This window comes from Streptomyces sp. NPDC046727 (genome assembly GCF_040645635.1).
Taxonomy (GTDB): Bacteria; Actinomycetota; Actinomycetes; order Streptomycetales; family Streptomycetaceae; genus Streptomyces.
On sequence record NZ_JBEYYR010000005.1, the window covers coordinates 1 to 16,409 of the forward strand.

Genomic DNA, 16,409 nt, shown 5'->3' on the forward strand with positions numbered 1-16,409 from the left:
GTTCACTCCCGACCCGATGGGCGGGCCGCTCGCCCCGGTCTACGTGTCGACCGACGGCGGGGACACCTGGGTGCTGCGCAGCATCGTTCCGGGCGCCGAGCCACCACAGTGTTCCGGGTCCCCTCAGCCGGCCGAGGCCAGCCGGTCCTCGGCCAGCGAGGCCAGGATCCTGGCGCCGTCGCCGAGCACCTCGTTGCCGAAGACCGCGTCGGGGCTGTGGTTGAAGCTCGCCGTCCCCGGGTCCCGGTCGGGCGGGCAGGCGCCCAGGAACAGCATGGCCCCCGGCACCTCGCCCAGCACGAAGGAGAAGTCCTCCGAAGGGCTCAGCGTGTTCGGGGCCCAGATGAGCCGGCCCGGCCCCAGCACCTTCTCGACCGTGCCGGCCGCGAAGTCCGCCTCGGCCGGGTCGACGACCGTGACCGGGTAGTCCATGGAGTGGTCCACCGACACCGTGACCCCGTGGGCGGCGGCGACGCCCTCCAGGACCCGGGTCACCCCGTCGATGACCTCGGCCTTGGCGCCCGGCCCGAAAGTCCGGATGCCGATCTTCAACTCCGCTTCGTCCGGGATGATGTTGGCCGAGGTCCCCGCGTGGATGCTCCCGACCGAGAGCAGCACCGGGTCGAAGGGGTCGAAGCCCCGGCTCGCGTACGTCTGCAGCGCCAGCGTCATCTCGCACGCGGCCGGCACCGGGTCCCTGAGCAGATGGGGCTGGGAGTCGTGGCCGCCCCGGCCCCGGACGGTCACGTGCAGGACATCGCCGCCCGCCAGCAGGGGCCCCTTGCGGGTCAGCAGCCAGCCGGCCGGCAGCATCGAGGAGGCCACGTGCACCGCGTACGCCGCGACCGGGCGCCGTCCGGCCGCGTCCAGCACCCCCTCCTCGATCATCAGCCGCGCACCGTGGTGTCCCTCCTCTCCCGGCTGGAACATGAAGAGCACGTCGCCGCGCAGTCCGTCCCGGTCCCGGGCGAGCAGCCGGGCCGCGCCGACCAGCATGGCCGTGTGCAGGTCGTGCCCGCAGGCGTGCATCCGGCCCTCGATCTTGGAGGCGTACGGGACACCGCTCGCCTCTGTCAGCGGCAGCGCGTCCATGTCGGCGCGCAGCAGTACGACGGGACGGTCGCCGTCTCCCGCGTCGGTGTTCCCGCCGCGCAGCACCGCGGTGACGGAGGACAGGCCGCGGCCGGTCGTGATCTCCAGGGGCAGCCCGTCGAGCGCCGCGAGCACCTTGGCCTGCGTCCGCGGGAGGTCCAGTCCGAGTTCCGGCTCCCGGTGGAGGTCCTCACGCAGCCGTACGAGGTCCTCCACCAGGCCGGGGTCGAGCGGCCGGCCGGTCACTTGACCGCCGTGATGATGCCGTGCGGGGTGATGGCCTCGGTGCAGCGGGTGCGCCGCACCTGGTCGAACCCGACTTCCTTCAGCGACTTCTCGTAGCCCTCCCAGGAGTAGAGCATCCCGCCCTCGCCCGCGACCGCCGCGAAGAAGGGGCTGGCCAGGGCGGCCATCAGCGGACCGTCGTAGTCGTCCTCCGACATGGAGTTCAGGATCAGCACCCGGCCGCCTTCCGGCAGCACGGCGTGGGCGTGGCCCAGCAGCACGCGGATGCGGTCCTGCGGCCAGATCTGCAGCTGGTGCACGAACATCACGGTGTCGTGCCCCTCGGGGTAGTCGCCCGCGAAGATGTCGCCCTCGACGACCTTGACGCGGTCGCTGAGCCCCGCCTCCTCGACCCGCTTGCGGGCGAGGTCGACCACCTTCGGGATCTCCAGGACCGTGACCTCGACGTCGGGGTGGGCACCGGCCACCGCGATGGCCATCGTCGCGTCCCCGCCGCCGACGTCGAGGATGCGCCGGGCGGAGCTGAAGTCGCCGTACTTGATGAGGTGCTTGCCGGCGACGGCCGACCAGGTGCCCATGAAGTGGTAGAAGACCTTGAGCAGTTCGGGGTCCTCGCTGAGCCGGTGATAGACCGTGGCGCCCTCGCCCGGGTAGCGCCGCAGCCCGATGTTGCTGTTGGCCCGCAGGGACTCGGTGAAGTCGACGAGGCCCGGGTAGGTGACGTACGCCTCGAACCCGATGACGGCCTTGACGAGTTCCCAGTGCCCGCCCGTGAACAGGTCGGAGATCGACTTCGCGTTGACGTACCCCTCCTCGGTGCGCTCGACCAGCCGCAGCGAGGTCACGCCGAGCAGCAGGATGTCCAGGGAACGTTCCGCGAGCCCCAGTTCGGCGCCGATCCGCTCCCGGCGGGTACCGGGGCTGCGCTCCAGCAGGTCGAAGAGGCCGAGTTCGACTCCGGCGCGGGTGAACTGGAAGGCGTTGTGCCCGAGCAGCACGGTGGTCAGGGCGTCCGGGACGACGCTCGCCGGCTGGGACTGTACCTCGGTCATGGTTCTTCTCCCTGGGATGAGAGGGGGTCCATCAGGTCGTCGATGGTGAGCGACTGCAGGCCGCAGGCGGCTGTGGAACCAGGGCCGGCCGGGGCGTCGGAGACGGTGACGGCGACCGCGCCGAGCACGTCGGACGGCACGTCGGGCAGGTCGTACAGGAGTCGATGGCCGAGCCGGTGCGGCCGGTCCCGGCCGGCGGGGTGCGGCGGCAGGTCCGAGAGGTCCACGCCCGCCATGGCGGGCAGGCCCTGTGCGGTCAGCTTGACCAGCGCCTCCTTCCGTACCCAGAGGCGCAGGAACGCCGAACGGGGAGCGGGGGACCCGCGGATGCGGTCGATCTCGCCGCGGGTCAGGAAGTGCCCCGACCGGCCGAGGTCGGGGACGGGCGCACCGCCTGCGCCGGGCAGCCGCTCGATGTCGATGCCGACGGGGCGATCGGCGGCCGCGGCCGCCACCACCCCGTCCGCGTACGAGAAGCTGACCCCGCAGCGCACGCCCCTGACCCGCGGCCGGCCGTGCGGGCCCGCGCAGACCGGGCACCGCTGCTCCAGCACGACGTCCCGGGCCGCACCACCGGTCCGCCGGGCCACGCACAGCCGGGCCAGGACGCGCGCCGCGACGAAGTCCGCCCGCGCCCGCTCGGAGCGTACGGCGGTGAGGCGACGCCGCTCCGCGGCCGTCAGGACCGCCGCGTCCAGGCCCGGCAGGGCCAGGAGCTCGTCCGTCCCGGCGACCGCGACGGTCAGGGCCGTCGGCACGCGCCCCTCACTTCTTGCGCTGGCTGTAGACGACACCGGCGAGCGACAGCGCACCGCCGGCCACCGCCAGCCACGGCGGCGTCTCGTCGAGGATCAGCCAGGCCAGGGTCACCGCGATCGGCGGCGAGAGGTACGTGAGCGCGCCCATTTTCCCCGCCGTGGAGCGGGCCAGCGCGTACCCCCAGGTGGTGAAGGCGACCGAGGTGGGGAAGACCCCGAGGTACAGCGTCCAGCCGATCGCCTTGCCGCTCGCGTGCGAGAGGTTGTCGATCAGCTGGGGCAGGAACGGCAGGCACAGCACGGCACCGACGACACAGGCCAGCCACGTGATCACGAGGGCCGAGCTGTTGCCCAGCAGCGGCTTCTCCGTGACGACGCCCCCCGCGTACGCGGCGGCGGCCAGCAGTGCCAGCGCACTGCCCGTCCCGGCCTCCAGGCCCTTGCTGGAGGTCGCGAGGCCGATCAGCAGCACACCGACGAGGGCGACGACACCGCCGACGACCAGCGGACGCGGGAAGCCCTCCTTGAGCAGAAAGCCGGCGAGTACGGCGATCAGCACCGGGCCCAGACTGATGATCATCGACGTGGTGCCCGCGTCGATGCGCTGCTCGGCGGCGTTGAGCGCGACGTTGTAGACGCCGAACCACAGCAGGCCGCACAGGAAGAGCCGCGGCAGGTCGGAGCGGGGCGGCAGCGGAACCCTGCGGACGAGGACGACCGCGCCCAGCAGCACCGCGCCGATGAACAGGCGCGCCAGGGTCAGCGCGCCGGGATCGAGGTCCTTGCCGGCCGCGCGGATGCCGATGAACGCGGACGCCCACAGGAAGACGGTCAGCAGCCCGGCCGCGACGGCGAGGGGTGGCGTGCCCGAGGACGGGGTGGGAGCCTGCGGCGAATCCGGTGCGGCGGTCCCCTGATTGGGCTGCGCAGAGGTCACGGATGTTCACTTCCTTGTCGGTCTACGGGGACGGTTCGCTCAGAGGTGTCCAGGGCCGCCGCGAGCCGCCGTGCGACCTGGGCGACGTGGGGCGGGCGCAGCAGGGTGAAGTGGTTTCCGGGGAGCGTCGCCTCCTCCCGGACACCGCCCCGGGTCTGCCGTGCCCAGGAGGCGCGGTGGTCACGGAGCGGATCCCGGAGCTGGTCGCGGGCCCACCAGAGCGTGAGCGGGGCGTCGACGACCGACGGTCGGTGGGCGAGCACCAGGCGCTCATGCCGTTCGGCCAGTTCCGCCTGCCGGAGCAGGGCCTCGGCGGGGAGCACGCGCGAGCCGCGCTCCTCGGCCCAGGTGATCAGCAGCTTCAGCCGTTCCTCCAGCGGCAGTCCGCGCAGCCGGTCGCGGAGTGCCGCCGTGTCCTCGGCGGTGACGCCGAGTTCGGGCAGGGAGTCCGCCAGGGCGACGGCCGGGGCGAGCAGCGGGTCGGGCGCGCCCTCGCCGGGGACGGCGGAGTCGAGCAGCGCGACCAGCGCGACCCGCTCGCCCGCCGCCTCAAGACCGGCGGCCACCTCGACCGCCAGGGCACCGCCCATGGACCAGCCCGCGAGATGGTACGGGCCGGCCGGCCGGCGCTCCCGGACGACGTCCACGTACTGGGCGGCCATCGCGGCGAGGCTCTCCGCCTCGGCCTCGCCGGACAGGGCACGGGACCGGATGCCCAGCACCTCCCGCCCGACGGGCAGCAGCGTGACCAGCTGCCGGTACGCCATGACGTCGCCGCCCGCGGGATGCAGCAGGAAGAGCGGCGCGGGCGTGACCGGCGCGCGGAGCGAGAGGAGCGGCGAGTGCTCGGACCCGGCCGAGACCAGCTCGGCGAACCGGGCCACCGTGGGCGCCTCGAACAGCGCGGTGAGCGGCAGTCGCACCCCGAAACGGCGGGTCACCGCCGCCATGAGCCGCGCCGCGAGCAGTGAGTGACCGCCCAGCTCGAAGAAGTCGTCGTCCAGTCCGATCGTGTCCGCGTCACACCCGAGCAGCTCGGCCCACAGACCGGCGACGGTGCGCTGGAGCGCGGTCCGTGCCGAGCGGGCCGGGGCGGTCGGCGGGGACGCCGGGCCGGGCGCCGGCAGGGCCGCGCGGTCGAGCTTGCCGTTGGCGGTGACGGGCAGGGCGGCCAGCGGGACGAAGACCGGCGGCACCATGTGGTCCGGCAGGGAGCGCTCCAGGAAGCCGCGCAGCTCCCGCGGCCCGGGCGGCTCGGCGCCGTCGGCCGGGACGACGTACGCCACCAGGCGTTCCTCCGTGAGCCGTACCGCGGCGGCCCGCACGGCCGGGTGGGCGGCCAGCCGTGCCTCGATCTCGCCGAGTTCGATGCGGTAGCCGCGCAGCTTGACCTGGCCGTCGGCACGGCCGACGAACTCGAAGGCGCCGTCGGGACGCTGGCGTACCAGATCGCCGGTCCGGTAGAGCCGGCCGCCGGGCCGGCGCGGATCGGGCACGAACCGCTCGGCGGTGAGTTCGTCGCGGCCCCGGTATCCGGTCGCGAGCTGCACTCCGCCGATGTGCAGCTCACCCACGACGCCGAGGGGCAGCGGCGCCAGCCGGGCGTCCAGCACGTCGAGCGTGGTGTTGGCCACCGGGCGGCCGATGGGCACGGAGCCCGCGGCGTCCTCCGGCCGGCACCGCCACGCCGAGACGTCGACGGAGGCCTCGGTCGGGCCGTACAGGTTGTGCAACTCGACGGCGGGCGGCGGGAAGACCCGGAAGAACCGCTGGACGAGGTCCGGCGGCAGCGCCTCGCCGCTGGCGATCACCCGGCGCAGCGAGCCGCACCGGGAGACCGCCGGGTCGGTGAGGAAGACCCGCAGCATGGAGGGGACGAAGTGCACGGTCGTCACGGCCTCGCGGCGGATCACCTCGGCCAGGTAGCCCGGGTCCCGGTGGCCGCCGGGGCGTGCCAGGACGAGACGCGCCCCCGTCATCAGCGGCCAGAAGAACTCCCACACGGACACGTCGAACGTGAAGGGGGTCTTCTGCAGGACCGCGTCGTCGGCGGTGAGACCGTAGGCGTCCTGCATCCACAGGAGGCGATTGCAGATCCCCCGGTGGGTGAGCGTCACGCACTTGGGGGTGCCCGTGGAGCCCGATGTGTAGATGAGGTAGGCCAGTTGACCGGGCGCCACCGGCACGTCGGGGCCCGCGCCCGCCGTCTCCTCCGCCTCGGTCATGTCGACCCGCAGGACCGGCACGTCGCCCGGGAGGCCGTCCGGAGACCCGGTGGTGAGCACCAGTACGGCAGCGGCGTCGGAGAGCATGAACGCCATGCGCTCCGCCGGGGTGGCCGGGTCGAGCGGGAGATAGGCGCCGCCGGCCTTGAGGACCGCGAGCAGGCCGACGACCAGCTCCGGGGAGCGCTCCATGTGCACGCCCACCGTGGCGCCGGGCTCGAATCGCTCGTCCCCGACGGCGCGGCGGATACGCCGGGCCAGCCGGCCGGCCGCCGCGTCCAGCTCGGCGTACGTGAGGGAGCGGTCCTCGAACACGAGCGCGGTCGCGTCGGGGGTACGGCGGGCCTGGCGCTCGACGTGCGCGTGCAGCGGGATACCGAGGTCGTAGGACCGGGCCGTGTCGTTCCAGGAGTCGAGCTGCTTCAGCTCCTCGTCCGACAGCATCCGCGGGACCGAGACCGCTTCGTCGGGCCGTGTCAGCAGGGCGTCGAGCAGGGCGAGGTAGTGCCCGGTGGTGCGCTCCCGCTGGGTTTCGTCGAAGCAGGCGGTGTTGAAGTCGAAGTCGAGCACGAAGCGCGGTGGGGCGGTGGGGTCCCGGCGCAGCTCACGGACCTGGAGGGTGAGCCGGTCGGGGGAGTGTCCGGTGTCGATGAGGTCGAAGCCGACCGGGCCGCCGAAGCCTTCGAAGACCGCGTTCTGATAGTTGAGGTAGACGTCGTAGAGGCGGGCGCCGCCACGGTGCCGGGGAACATGGTCCTGGTAGCGGGCCGCTTCGAGGAAGGACCGCTGCGTCTCCCGGGCGAGGAGCCGCAGCGGGAGGTCGCCGGTGACCCGCAGGTGCAGCGGGAGCACGTTCATGAACAGGCCGGCCGTGCCGCGGAACTCGGCGGGCCGGTTGGCGAACGGCGTGCCCACGCGCAGGAGTTCACCGCCGCCCACGCGATGGAGGTAGGCGAAGAGCGCGGTGCCGAACGCGACGGCGGGGGAGGTGTGGCCCTCCGCACGGGCGAACTCCGCTATGCGGGCGCTGCGTTCGGCACCGAGTTCGACGGTGAGCCGGGCGGTGCGGGTGGTGCCCGCCACGTCGTCTTCCCTGCCGTAGAACGCCAGCCTTTCGACCGGTTCGGCCAGCTTCTCGCGCCAGTGGCGTTCGGCCCGGCTCCGGCGCCCCGAGCCGGCCGACGACCGTTCGCGGTCGACGTACGCCTGGAACGGCGGGAGGGGCGCGGCCCCGTCCAGGCTTCCCTGCCGGTCCAGGTCGTAGTACTCGGACAGGGTGCGCAGGAACAGGGACATCGACCAGGCGTCACAGACCAGGTGGTCCACGTTCAGGTACCAGGCGGATTCGGTGTCGCTCAGCCTGAGCAGGGCGGAGTCGAAGACGGACCGTGCCGCGTCCAGTCCTGCCCCGCTGCGTCGGCGCGCCCACTGCCGGGCGGCCTCGTGGGGGTCGGGCTCGCCGGTGAGATCCACCGGCTCCAGCGGCGCCGGGACGGTCTCGGCCACCCGGCGCAGCGGGACGCCGTCCACCTCGTGGAAGGTGCTGCGCAGCGCGTCGCTGTGGTCCACCAGCTTCTGGAAGGCACGCTGGAAGCGGTCGTGGTCGAGCGGTGCGGGGATGCTGTAGAGGGCGGTGACGTTCTCGTAGTACAGCCGGACGTCACCGGCCGTCTTCTTGCCGAACCAGAGCGCGAGTTGACTGTCTGTCAGGTTGGTGTCGGGTGCTTCCGTCCGACCGGTCACGGCGGTCGCTTCCGGCGTGCGGACGGCCTGGCGGACGACTTCCTGGAAGTCCGCGGCCCACCGGGCGACGGTGCCGGCGTCGAACAGGTCGGTGCGGTACTCGAAGCAGCCGAGCAGCTCACCGTCCTGCTCGCGCAGGTGCAGGCTGAGGTCGAGCGGAGAGACGCCGAGGTCGAAGTCGTCCGGAGCGGCCGGTGTGACCGTCAGCCGCCCCGCGCGCCGGCCGCCGGTGACGGCGGGCTGGAGCGAGAACGCGGTCTGCCGCAGCACCGTCCGGCCGGGGAGCCGGGGCGGGTTCGTCTCCCGCACGATGTCCCCGAACGGGATGCCGTGGGTCAGGGCGCCGCTGACCGCCTCGCCGGCACGCCGGGCCGTCTCCGCGTACGTCTCGCCCGGCCGCAGTCGCAACCGCAGCGGCAGCGTGTTCACGAAGAAGCCGATCAGCCCCTGCTCGGCGGCGCCCTGCCGCTCGTCGACGGGGGCGCCGACGACGAAGTCCAGCCCGCCGGTGATCCGGTGCAGGGTGACGGCGTACGCGGCGAGCAGCAGGCCGTAGACGGTGGAACGGTCACGGCCGGCCGCCGCGCGCACCTCCCGGTGGAGGCCGGCGGGAATCCGGAAGCCGTGCCGGGCGCCCTGGAACCCTTCCGAGGCGGGCCGCGGGCGGTCGGCGGGGAGGTCGAGGACGGGAAGGTCGCCGGACAGTTCGCCGCGCCAGTAGGCGACCGCCCGGTCCCGCTCGCCGTCGCCGTGGCGTCGCTCACCGGCCGGCAGGGCGGCCGGAGACGGCAGCGGGGACGGACGTCCCTGGGAGAAGGCCTCGTACAGCGCGCCGAGTTCCTCGGTGAACACGCCCATCGACCAGCCGTCGCAGACCAGGTGATGCGCTACGACCGTCAGCACATGCCGCTCGGCCGACAACCGGTAGAGCGTGAAGCGGGCCAGTGGGGCCAGGTCCAGCTCGAACGGGTGTTTCCCGCTCTCCGCGTGCAGGGCGCGCGCCCGGCGCTCCCGCTCCGGCGGCGGCAGGTCGGCCAGGTCCACCAGGGGAAGCTCGACGGGCCGGGGCGCGATGACATGCCGTACCGGACGCCCGTGCTGCTCGCGGAAGGCGGTACGCAGCGACTCGTGCCGTGCGGAGATCTCGGTCAGGGCGGAGCGCAGCGCCTCGGCGTCGAGCGGGCCCGCGAGGTGCAGGGCGGCGGAGAGGTGGTGGGCCGGGCTGCCCGGATCGAGGCGCTGCAGCAGCCACAGCCGCTGCTGGGCGTCGGAGGCGATGGTGGGATCGGTGTGCTGCGCGGCCGGGCGCTGCCGCAACCGGGCCATGAACTGCGCGCGCTCCGGCCCGGACAACTCCGCCAGACGCCCCAGGAGATCGCTCACGCAGCCGCCTCCGCCACCCGCTCGAAGATGTCGTCGATGCTCGCGTGCGTCTCCAGGAGGGCGGCGATCCACCGTTCCAGGCCGAAGGCGACACATCCGGTGTAGGCCGGTCCGCCGTCGGCCAGGGAGATGTCGCAGCGCTCCCCGAAGAAGTTGCGGTGGAAGTTCAGGGATCCGATGGCCAGGTCGCCCGCGTGGACGAACTCCTCCTTGACCGGGAAGAGCTGCGCCAGCAGTGCCCGCCCGCCGCTCTTCTCGAAGAAGGGGTCCGACGCCGGCTGAACCTTCAGTCCGAGCCCGAGCCGGTCCGCGAACTCCACGACCCTCGGCCGGAACCGGGCCAGATGGTCCAGGACGGCCTCGCGGGGCCCCAGGCACACGATCTCCCGCATGGTGAAGCCGTGCAGCCGCCGCAGCCCGTCGTAGTGGTCCTCGTTGCGGAAGCACTTGGCGACGGTGGTCACATACCGGGGACCGGCGAGCGTGACGGACCGGTGGTGCAGGTACACCTGGTAGCAGGCCGCTGAGGCCAGCCCGTACTCGCTCGCGCCGAGCCGGTCGGACGGCACCGCCGCGCTCCCGGCCGGCTTCTCCGCCGGCAGCTTCAACGGGGCTGTCATCAGGGCGAGTTGGGGGAAGTTGTCGAAGTAGCCGATGGCGGCCAGGTCCGCGGTGCCGATGACCGCCGGGAAGAGCATCGGCGTGGCGCCGCACTCCCGGGCCCAGGCCTGGAAGCGCTCGTCCAGCAGCTCCATGAGGCGGACGAGTTCCGGGCCGAGGGCGACGAGTCCGCCGCGCGCCGTGTAGAGATCACTCATGGCTCACCGCGTCAGCGCCGGCGGTGTCCGCCAGAACGGTGTCCCGTATGCCGCGCAGGGTCCGGAATCCGACGACGTTCTGCGCGGTCAGCTCCAGCTCGTGGCCGGCCAGCTCCTCCAGGAGGAGCAGCAGCTGGGGGAAATCGAGGGAATCGACGAGGCGGCTGTCGATGAGGTCCTCGTCCCAGCCGATGGCCGTGACCTCCGGATTGCGCGCCAGCAGCCACGTCCGCACCTGCTCGATCACGTCCGTCCCCATCAGGCCGCCGCCCCCTGGAGCGGAGACTCGGAGATGATCTCCTGGCTCGTCAGGAACCGGATGACGCGCCTGAAGAACGTCTCGTGGTAGGCGACACGCGCCGGATCCCGCAGCAGTTCCTCACGGAAGGCGAACGCCTCGGGAATCCCCGCGTCCCGGTACACCGTGGGGTTGTAGAGCGACTGCACGCTCGCGGTGATGTAGCGCCGCAGGTAGAGGTCGAGGCGTTCGCGCAGCTCCCGGTCGCCGCGCTCCCGCAGCGGTTCGTACAGGAGTCCCACGAGCTTGCGGCCCATGACGATGTGCCGCCACTCGTCGTCGTGGTGGACCTGGTTCACCTCCCTGATCAGGGGGTGCAGCGTGGTGTCGCGTCCCATCCTGATGTTGAAGTGGTCGACCAGCTCCTCGAAGATCAGGATGCGGGCGAACACGAGGAAGTGGGCGACGGCGGCGTCCTCCTCCGCCGTGGCGACCGGAAGCGACCTGTCCGGGTAGATCTTGCCGCCGTAGCGCCGGCAGAACTGGGCGAAGAACCACATGTGCCCGTTCTCCTCGCCCAGGAAGCGGTGGAAGAACTCGGAGGGCAGCTCGAAGCCCCGGGTGTGGATGCGCCGGGTCACCTCGATCAGCAGCTCACGTATGCCATGGATGTTGAGGCTGAAGAAGTTGACGCTCTCCCACTTGCTCAGCCGCATGAGCAGCTTCTCGTCCAGCTCCCGCGCGTGCCGGGTGCCCGCCACGGTGAGCAGGTCGGGTGTCATCCACCACTGCTCCTCGGCCAGCTCGTCGGCCCAGTCGAACCGCGTGTAGGGGCTGTAGTGGTGGTCGGTCGAGTCGGCGACCAGATGGTCCAGCGTGTCCACCACGTCCGTCGTGTCCATGTGCCCCCCTGCCGGGATCAGCGTGCGTCAGGAACGGTGAGGTCCTTCGGTCGAAGGCCTTCGGTGCTCGCGCTGTTCAGCCGTTGTTGTCGCTCCGTGCGATCAGGCCGGCGACCTGCTCGTCGTCGACGGTGAGCGGTCTGCTCTCCAGCAGTTCGGCCAGCTTCGCGACCGTCGACGCCTGGAAGAGGTCGCCGGCCGTGACGCGCACCGGCAGCTCCGCCTCGATGCGTACGGCGAGCTGCGAGAGGAGCAGGGACTGCGCGCCGGAGGCGAAGAAGTCGTCGTGGATCCCGACTTCGGGCTGCCCGAGCAGCTCCGCCCAGATGCCGGCGATCAGGGATTCCAGTGGTGTACGAGGGGGAGCGGCGGCCTGTGCGCCGGGAGCCGCCGCACCCTCGGGCCGCCAGCCGCCGATCCGTGACAGGGCCGCGGACAGATACGCCTCCCGCGTCGCGCGGCGCTGGATCTTCCCGCTGGACGTCTTGGGGATCGTGCGGGCCGGGATGAGCACCAGTTCGTGCAGGTCGGCCTCGCACTCCTCACGCACCGCGCGGCGGGCGGCGAGCGCGACGGCTTCCGGTTCCGCGCCGTCCGCGACCTCGCACACCAGGACCAGCCGCTCCTCGCCGTCCACGGGCACGGTGAAGGCCGCACCGCACCCGGGCCGCAGGGCGGGGTGGCTCCGCTCGGCGGCGTCCTCCACGTCGTGCGGATACACGTTGCGGCCACGCAGGATGAGCAGGTCCTTCAGCCGGCCCGTGACGGCCAGCGCGCCCGACTCGTCCAGTGCGCCCAGATCGCCGGTGCGCAGGTAGGGGCCACGGCCGTCCGGCAGGGTGGCGCCGAACAGCGCCGTACTCTCGGCGGGGCGGCCCCAGTAGCCCGCGGAGACGCTGGGCCCCGACACCCAGATCTCGCCGACCTGCCCGGCCCCGGCCGGCGCGAGGGTGGCGGAGTCCACCACGACGACGGACTGGTCACCCCGGGCGGTGCCGCAGGCGATCCTGGGCACGCCGTCGACCGGGAAGCGGCGCACGCTCTCGCCGACCGGGTCGGCGGTCACCAGCAGCGTGGCCTCCGCCAGGCCGTAGCTGGGCCGGAAGGCAGCGGGATCGAAGCCGACGTCCGCGAACCGTTCCGTGAATCGCTCGATCGTCTCCATCCGGACCGGCTCCGCGCCGTTCACGGCCGCACGCCAGGAAACCAGATCGAGCGAGGCCCGCTGCTCGTCGTCGATCTTTCGCAGGCACAGTTCGTATCCGAAATTCGGGGATGGACTGATCGTGCCCCGGTGTACAGAGATGGCTTTCAGCCAGCGGTAGGGTTTCTGGAGAAAGTGTAGAGGGGACATGAGAATGCCCGGGAATCCGCCGTGAAGAGGCTCCAGTATCGCGCCGATAAGCCCCATGTCGTGATATGGAGGAAGCCAGCTGACCATGACGTCGTGGGCGGTCCCGGCAAACGCCTGATAGATGGCCTCCAGATTGTGCGTGAGGTTCGCATGCGTCAGCATGACGCCGCGCGGAAGCCGCGTCGAGCCGGAGGTGTACTGGAGGAAGGCGAGGTCTTCCGGCGTCGCGGCGACCGGACGGGACCCGCCCGCGATCGGCGCGACCGCGCGCCCGGCATCGGACTCCAGCGCGTCGGTCGCGATCCACGCCAGCGGGGCGTCCAGCGCCGACCGGGCGATCGGCAACAGATCCTTCGTGGTCAGGGCGATGCTCGCCCCCGCGTCGGCGATGATGGCGTCCAGCCGGCCGAGGCTACGCGCGTCCTGCGGCGGATAGGCCGGTACGGCCACGATGCCCGCGAGCAGGCAGCCGAAGAACGCGGTGATGTAGTCGAGGCCCGGAGGGAAGAGGAGCAGCGCCCGCTCGCCCCGCTCGTGCCGTGCCCCCAGCGCACCCGCCACGTCGGCGGCTGCCGCATACAGTTCCCGATAGCTGATCTTCCGTTCGTCGTCCTCGCCGTCGGCGAGAAAAACGTATGCGACGGCATCGGGCATTTCTAATGCTCTGTCCCGAAGGATATGCACGAGAGTACGGGGTGCGGGCGACGAGATTGCGGGCATACTGACCGCCCCTCCGGACGCGATAAGACCGTTTCGTTCAGCTACCTGCTGGTCGCACGGTGGGCAACACTAAAACCAGGTCCAGGCCGCGTCAATCCGGTGGTAGGAGCATGGGAACGACGGTCGCCGATATTCTGCCACCGGGGCCGGTTGATAGATCATGGTTAAACATTGCCGGAGTGTTTCTCCGTGCAGCGCGGGGGGCCGCGCCGGGCACCGGAGCGGCTGACGGGGGGCAGGGTGCGCGGGAGGACCGTTTCCGCAGGCCGGGGGAGCGGGGCGCTCCGCAGACACGGGCGCCCCTGCTGACCCGGCCCCATCGCCGTACCGCCCCGCCTGACGCGCGCGCGATGCGCTCCCTGCCTCGGGCAGGTGTCCGGATCATGTCCGAAACGTGGCAGAAACCCCCAGGGTTTCGGTCTCGGCCGGGGGCGGTTCGCGTGTCCGCTCACGCCGTGTCCACGTGTTCGGCGCGCTGCCGGGCCGCCGGCGTGACGCCCGAGGGGTCCGAGTACGGCGCGCCCGACGTGCTGACCCTGTCCGACGTTCCGACCTCCCGACGTCCCAACGCCGCAGCCCGGTCCGGGTCAGGTCCGCATCCGGGTCCGCGCCGCCGCCGTCAACCCCATCGACCTCAGGCTGCGCTCCTGGGGACGGTGGACCGCGTGCTCGACGCCGCGGGTCGGCCGTACCCGGAGCAGTCCGAATGGACACGGCCGGCACCCGCTGCCCGCTCGTCTACAGCTCCTGGCAGAAGGCGCTGCGCTCGGCGATGCCGGCACTGCTCTGAGGGGAGCGGGGCCTACTGGTCCTCGATCCGTTCATGCGCGCCGCCCCGCCGGGCCGTCCCGCTTCGGGGCGCTGCCAGGCTGCCGAGAATGTCGAGCAGTTCGGAGCTGCGGCTGCCGGGCTCGGCGTGGAAGACGACCATGTTGAGCCCGTCTGTGCCGTCCACGGACAACTTGGTCGACTGCAGGTCGAGTTCGCCGACCTGCGGGTGGGTCAGGTGGCTCACCCGGCCGCGGCGGGGCCGCACCTCGTGCCGGGCCCACAGGGTGCGGAAGCGTTCGCTGCGCAGGGACAGCTCGCCGACCAGGTCCCGTAGCCGCGGATCGTCCGTATTCGCTCCGGCCTCGGATCGCAGAGCGGCCACAGCCTCCGACGTCAGGTCCTCCCAGTCGCGGCGCAGCTCGCGCTCCGCCGGGTCGAGGAAGACGGCCCGGAGCAGATTGACGCCGGGCCGGAAGTTCGGGGTGAGCGCGGTGGCCAGGTCGTTGGCGGCCAGGCAGTCGTAGTAGCGGTTCTGGACGTAGGCGGGGTTGCGGGGCCAGCCGTCGATGAGCTGCAGCAGGCTCGCCGGTACCTGTCGTGTGCGGTGTCCGCCCGCGGTGGGCCGCTCCTGGGCGAGGCCGACGAGGTGGGCGGTGGCGTCGGCGTCGAGGCGCAGGACTCGGGCGACGGCCTCCAGGACCTGCACGGAGGGGTTGCGGTCCCGGCCCTGCTCCAGGCGCAGGTAGTAGTCGGAGCTGATGCCGGCCAGCGTCGCGACCTCCTCGCGGCGCAGGCCCGGCACCCGGCGCAGGCCGCTGCTGGGCAGGCCCACGTCCTCGGGCCGTACCAGCGCCCGTCGGGCTCGCAGGAACTCCCCGAGCGGGTTCGATCCGTCCATGGCCCCACCGTACGGCCGCCCGGCCGGCGGTGCCTGGCCCTGTCACTCCCAGGAACGCCGGGGCACTGCCACGCCGGGCGCGCGCGGCGCAAGGTGGAGACCGGGCCACCGGAACGACCTCGGTGGCCCGTACCACCTGAGCACCATCCTGAGAGGCACGACATGACCGCACAGCTCGGCGGCACCATCACCCCGGCCGACGGCCTGACCCTCACCCGCGTCGGCTACGGCGCCATGCAGCTGGCCGGGCCGCACGTCTTCGGTCCCCCGAAGGACCGTGACCGGGCCCTCGCGGTGCTCCGCGCGGTGGTGGAGGCGGGCATCACCCACATCGACACCTCCGATTTCTACGGCCCCGTCGTCGTCAACGAGCTCATCCGGGAGGCCCTGCACCCGTACCCCGAGGACCTGCACCTCGTCACCAAGGTCGGCGCCCGCCGCGGAGCCGACGGCAGCTGGATCCTGTCCCGGCACCCCGAGGACCTGAAGGCGCAGGTGTACGACAACCTGCGCAACCTCGGCCTGGAGGCCCTGGACGTCGTCAACCTGCGGCTGGGCGATGCGGACGCCCCGAACGACGACTCCCTGGCCGAGCCGTTCGGCGCGCTGGCCGAGCTGCGGGAGCGGGGGCTGGTCCGGCACCTGGGGCTGAGCACGGTGACCGCCGCACAGCTGGACGAGGCGCTCGCGATCGCGCCCGTGGTAACCGTGCAGAACCTGTACAACCTGGCCAACCGACAGGACGACGCCCTGGTGGAGCGCACGGCGGCCGAGAACATCGCCTTCGTGCCGTACTTCCCCCTCGGCGGCTTCAACCCGCTGCAGTCCGAGACGCTGGCGAAGGTCGCCGCCCGGCTGGAGACCTCGCCGCAGCAGGTGGCGCTGGCCTGGCTGCTGCGCCGGTCGCCGAACATCGCGCTCATCCCCGGCACCTCCTCCCCGGAGCACCTGCTCGAAAACATCGCCGCGGCGAGCCTGGCGCTGCCGGACGACGCGGCCGCCGAACTGGACGGCATCGCGCCGTGAGGCGGGCAGGCGATCCGGTAGTGGTCACCTGTGTGTGATCAGGTTCCGGTGGGCGTGTTGCTGAGGCAGGGCGCCCGCGCGTTCCAGTGTGGTGAGCCACTGGGTGACGACGGCGTCGATGAAGGCGTCGGTGACCTGACCGCGGTCGAGGAGGAGCCGGGCGGTTGAGGGTAGTCGCCGAGGTCGGGCCCTTCGAGGATGAGGTCGAGGAGCAGGGCGGCGCGGCTTGGCCAATGCCGGTAGACC

The 16,409-nt window shown here is 72.3% G+C and carries 11 protein-coding genes; 1 reads left to right on the forward strand and 10 read right to left on the reverse strand.

Features of this window, described 5'->3' with window-relative positions:
- Positions 1 to 123: 123 nt before the first annotated feature.
- The 10 genes from ABZ937_RS07640 to ABZ937_RS07685 form a co-directional block, all read right to left on the reverse strand.
- Positions 124 to 1,338, reverse strand: coding sequence for a M20 family metallopeptidase (locus tag ABZ937_RS07640; protein ID WP_361687069.1), 1,215 nt, complete (start codon positions 1,336 to 1,338; stop codon positions 124 to 126).
- A complete protein-coding gene (locus tag ABZ937_RS07645) occupies positions 1,335 to 2,390 on the reverse strand; it encodes a methyltransferase (RefSeq protein WP_361687072.1) in 1,056 nt (351 codons plus the stop codon). Before ABZ937_RS07645 ends, ABZ937_RS07640 begins: the two co-directional genes overlap by 4 nt.
- Entirely contained in the window at positions 2,387 to 3,148 is a 762-nt protein-coding gene (locus ABZ937_RS07650; RefSeq protein WP_361687075.1) for a 4'-phosphopantetheinyl transferase superfamily protein, read from the reverse strand. Before ABZ937_RS07650 ends, ABZ937_RS07645 begins: the two co-directional genes overlap by 4 nt.
- A gap of 7 nt (positions 3,149 to 3,155) precedes the next feature.
- Positions 3,156 to 4,085: a DMT family transporter gene (locus ABZ937_RS07655; RefSeq protein ID WP_361687078.1), complete on the reverse strand. Its 930-nt coding sequence runs from the start codon at positions 4,083 to 4,085 to the stop codon at positions 3,156 to 3,158.
- Positions 4,082 to 9,436 carry an amino acid adenylation domain-containing protein gene (locus ABZ937_RS07660; RefSeq protein ID WP_361687081.1) on the reverse strand — a complete coding sequence of 1,785 codons (5,355 nt, stop codon included), beginning with the start codon at positions 9,434 to 9,436 and terminating at the stop codon, positions 4,082 to 4,084. The genes ABZ937_RS07655 and ABZ937_RS07660 overlap by 4 nt, the downstream gene beginning before the upstream one ends.
- On the reverse strand, positions 9,433 to 10,254 hold the full coding sequence (locus ABZ937_RS07665; RefSeq protein WP_361687084.1) for an aminoacyl--tRNA ligase-related protein: 822 nt from the start codon (positions 10,252 to 10,254) through the stop codon (positions 9,433 to 9,435). The genes ABZ937_RS07660 and ABZ937_RS07665 overlap by 4 nt, the downstream gene beginning before the upstream one ends.
- Positions 10,247 to 10,513 (reverse strand): acyl carrier protein, encoded by a 267-nt coding sequence (locus tag ABZ937_RS07670; protein WP_361687086.1) that lies wholly within the window; start codon positions 10,511 to 10,513, stop codon positions 10,247 to 10,249. Before ABZ937_RS07670 ends, ABZ937_RS07665 begins: the two co-directional genes overlap by 8 nt.
- Positions 10,513 to 11,394, reverse strand: coding sequence for a diiron oxygenase (locus tag ABZ937_RS07675; RefSeq protein WP_361687089.1), 882 nt, complete (start codon positions 11,392 to 11,394; stop codon positions 10,513 to 10,515). Before ABZ937_RS07675 ends, ABZ937_RS07670 begins: the two co-directional genes overlap by 1 nt.
- A 76-nt stretch (positions 11,395 to 11,470) precedes the next feature.
- Positions 11,471 to 13,468 carry an AMP-binding protein gene (locus ABZ937_RS07680; protein ID WP_361687092.1) on the reverse strand — a complete coding sequence of 666 codons (1,998 nt, stop codon included), beginning with the start codon at positions 13,466 to 13,468 and terminating at the stop codon, positions 11,471 to 11,473.
- 802 nt (positions 13,469 to 14,270) lie between these two features.
- On the reverse strand, positions 14,271 to 15,137 hold the full coding sequence (locus tag ABZ937_RS07685; protein WP_361687095.1) for a helix-turn-helix transcriptional regulator: 867 nt from the start codon (positions 15,135 to 15,137) through the stop codon (positions 14,271 to 14,273).
- Positions 15,138 to 15,299: 162 nt separating this feature from the next.
- Here ABZ937_RS07685 and ABZ937_RS07690 point away from each other — a divergent pair, with 162 nt between their 5' ends.
- A complete protein-coding gene (locus tag ABZ937_RS07690; protein ID WP_361687098.1) occupies positions 15,300 to 16,163 on the forward strand; it encodes an oxidoreductase in 864 nt (287 codons plus the stop codon).
- The last annotated feature ends 246 nt before the right edge of the window (positions 16,164 to 16,409 follow it).

What these genes read in the sequence shown, in the direction of transcription:
- ABZ937_RS07645 (WP_361687072.1), bottom strand. Translation starts at nt 2,390, where the DNA reads ATGACCGAGGTACAGTCCCAGCCGGCGAGCGTCGTCCCGGACGCCCTG.
- ABZ937_RS07665 (WP_361687084.1), bottom strand. Translation starts at nt 10,254, where the DNA reads ATGAGTGATCTCTACACGGCGCGCGGCGGACTCGTCGCCCTCGGCCCG.
- ABZ937_RS07670 (WP_361687086.1), bottom strand. Translation starts at nt 10,513, where the DNA reads ATGGGGACGGACGTGATCGAGCAGGTGCGGACGTGGCTGCTGGCGCGC.
- ABZ937_RS07675 (WP_361687089.1), bottom strand. Translation starts at nt 11,394, where the DNA reads ATGGACACGACGGACGTGGTGGACACGCTGGACCATCTGGTCGCCGAC.
- ABZ937_RS07680 (WP_361687092.1), bottom strand. Translation starts at nt 13,468, where the DNA reads ATGCCCGCAATCTCGTCGCCCGCACCCCGTACTCTCGTGCATATCCTT.
- ABZ937_RS07685 (WP_361687095.1), bottom strand. Translation starts at nt 15,137, where the DNA reads ATGGACGGATCGAACCCGCTCGGGGAGTTCCTGCGAGCCCGACGGGCG.
- ABZ937_RS07690 (WP_361687098.1), top strand. Translation starts at nt 15,300, where the DNA reads ATGACCGCACAGCTCGGCGGCACCATCACCCCGGCCGACGGCCTGACC.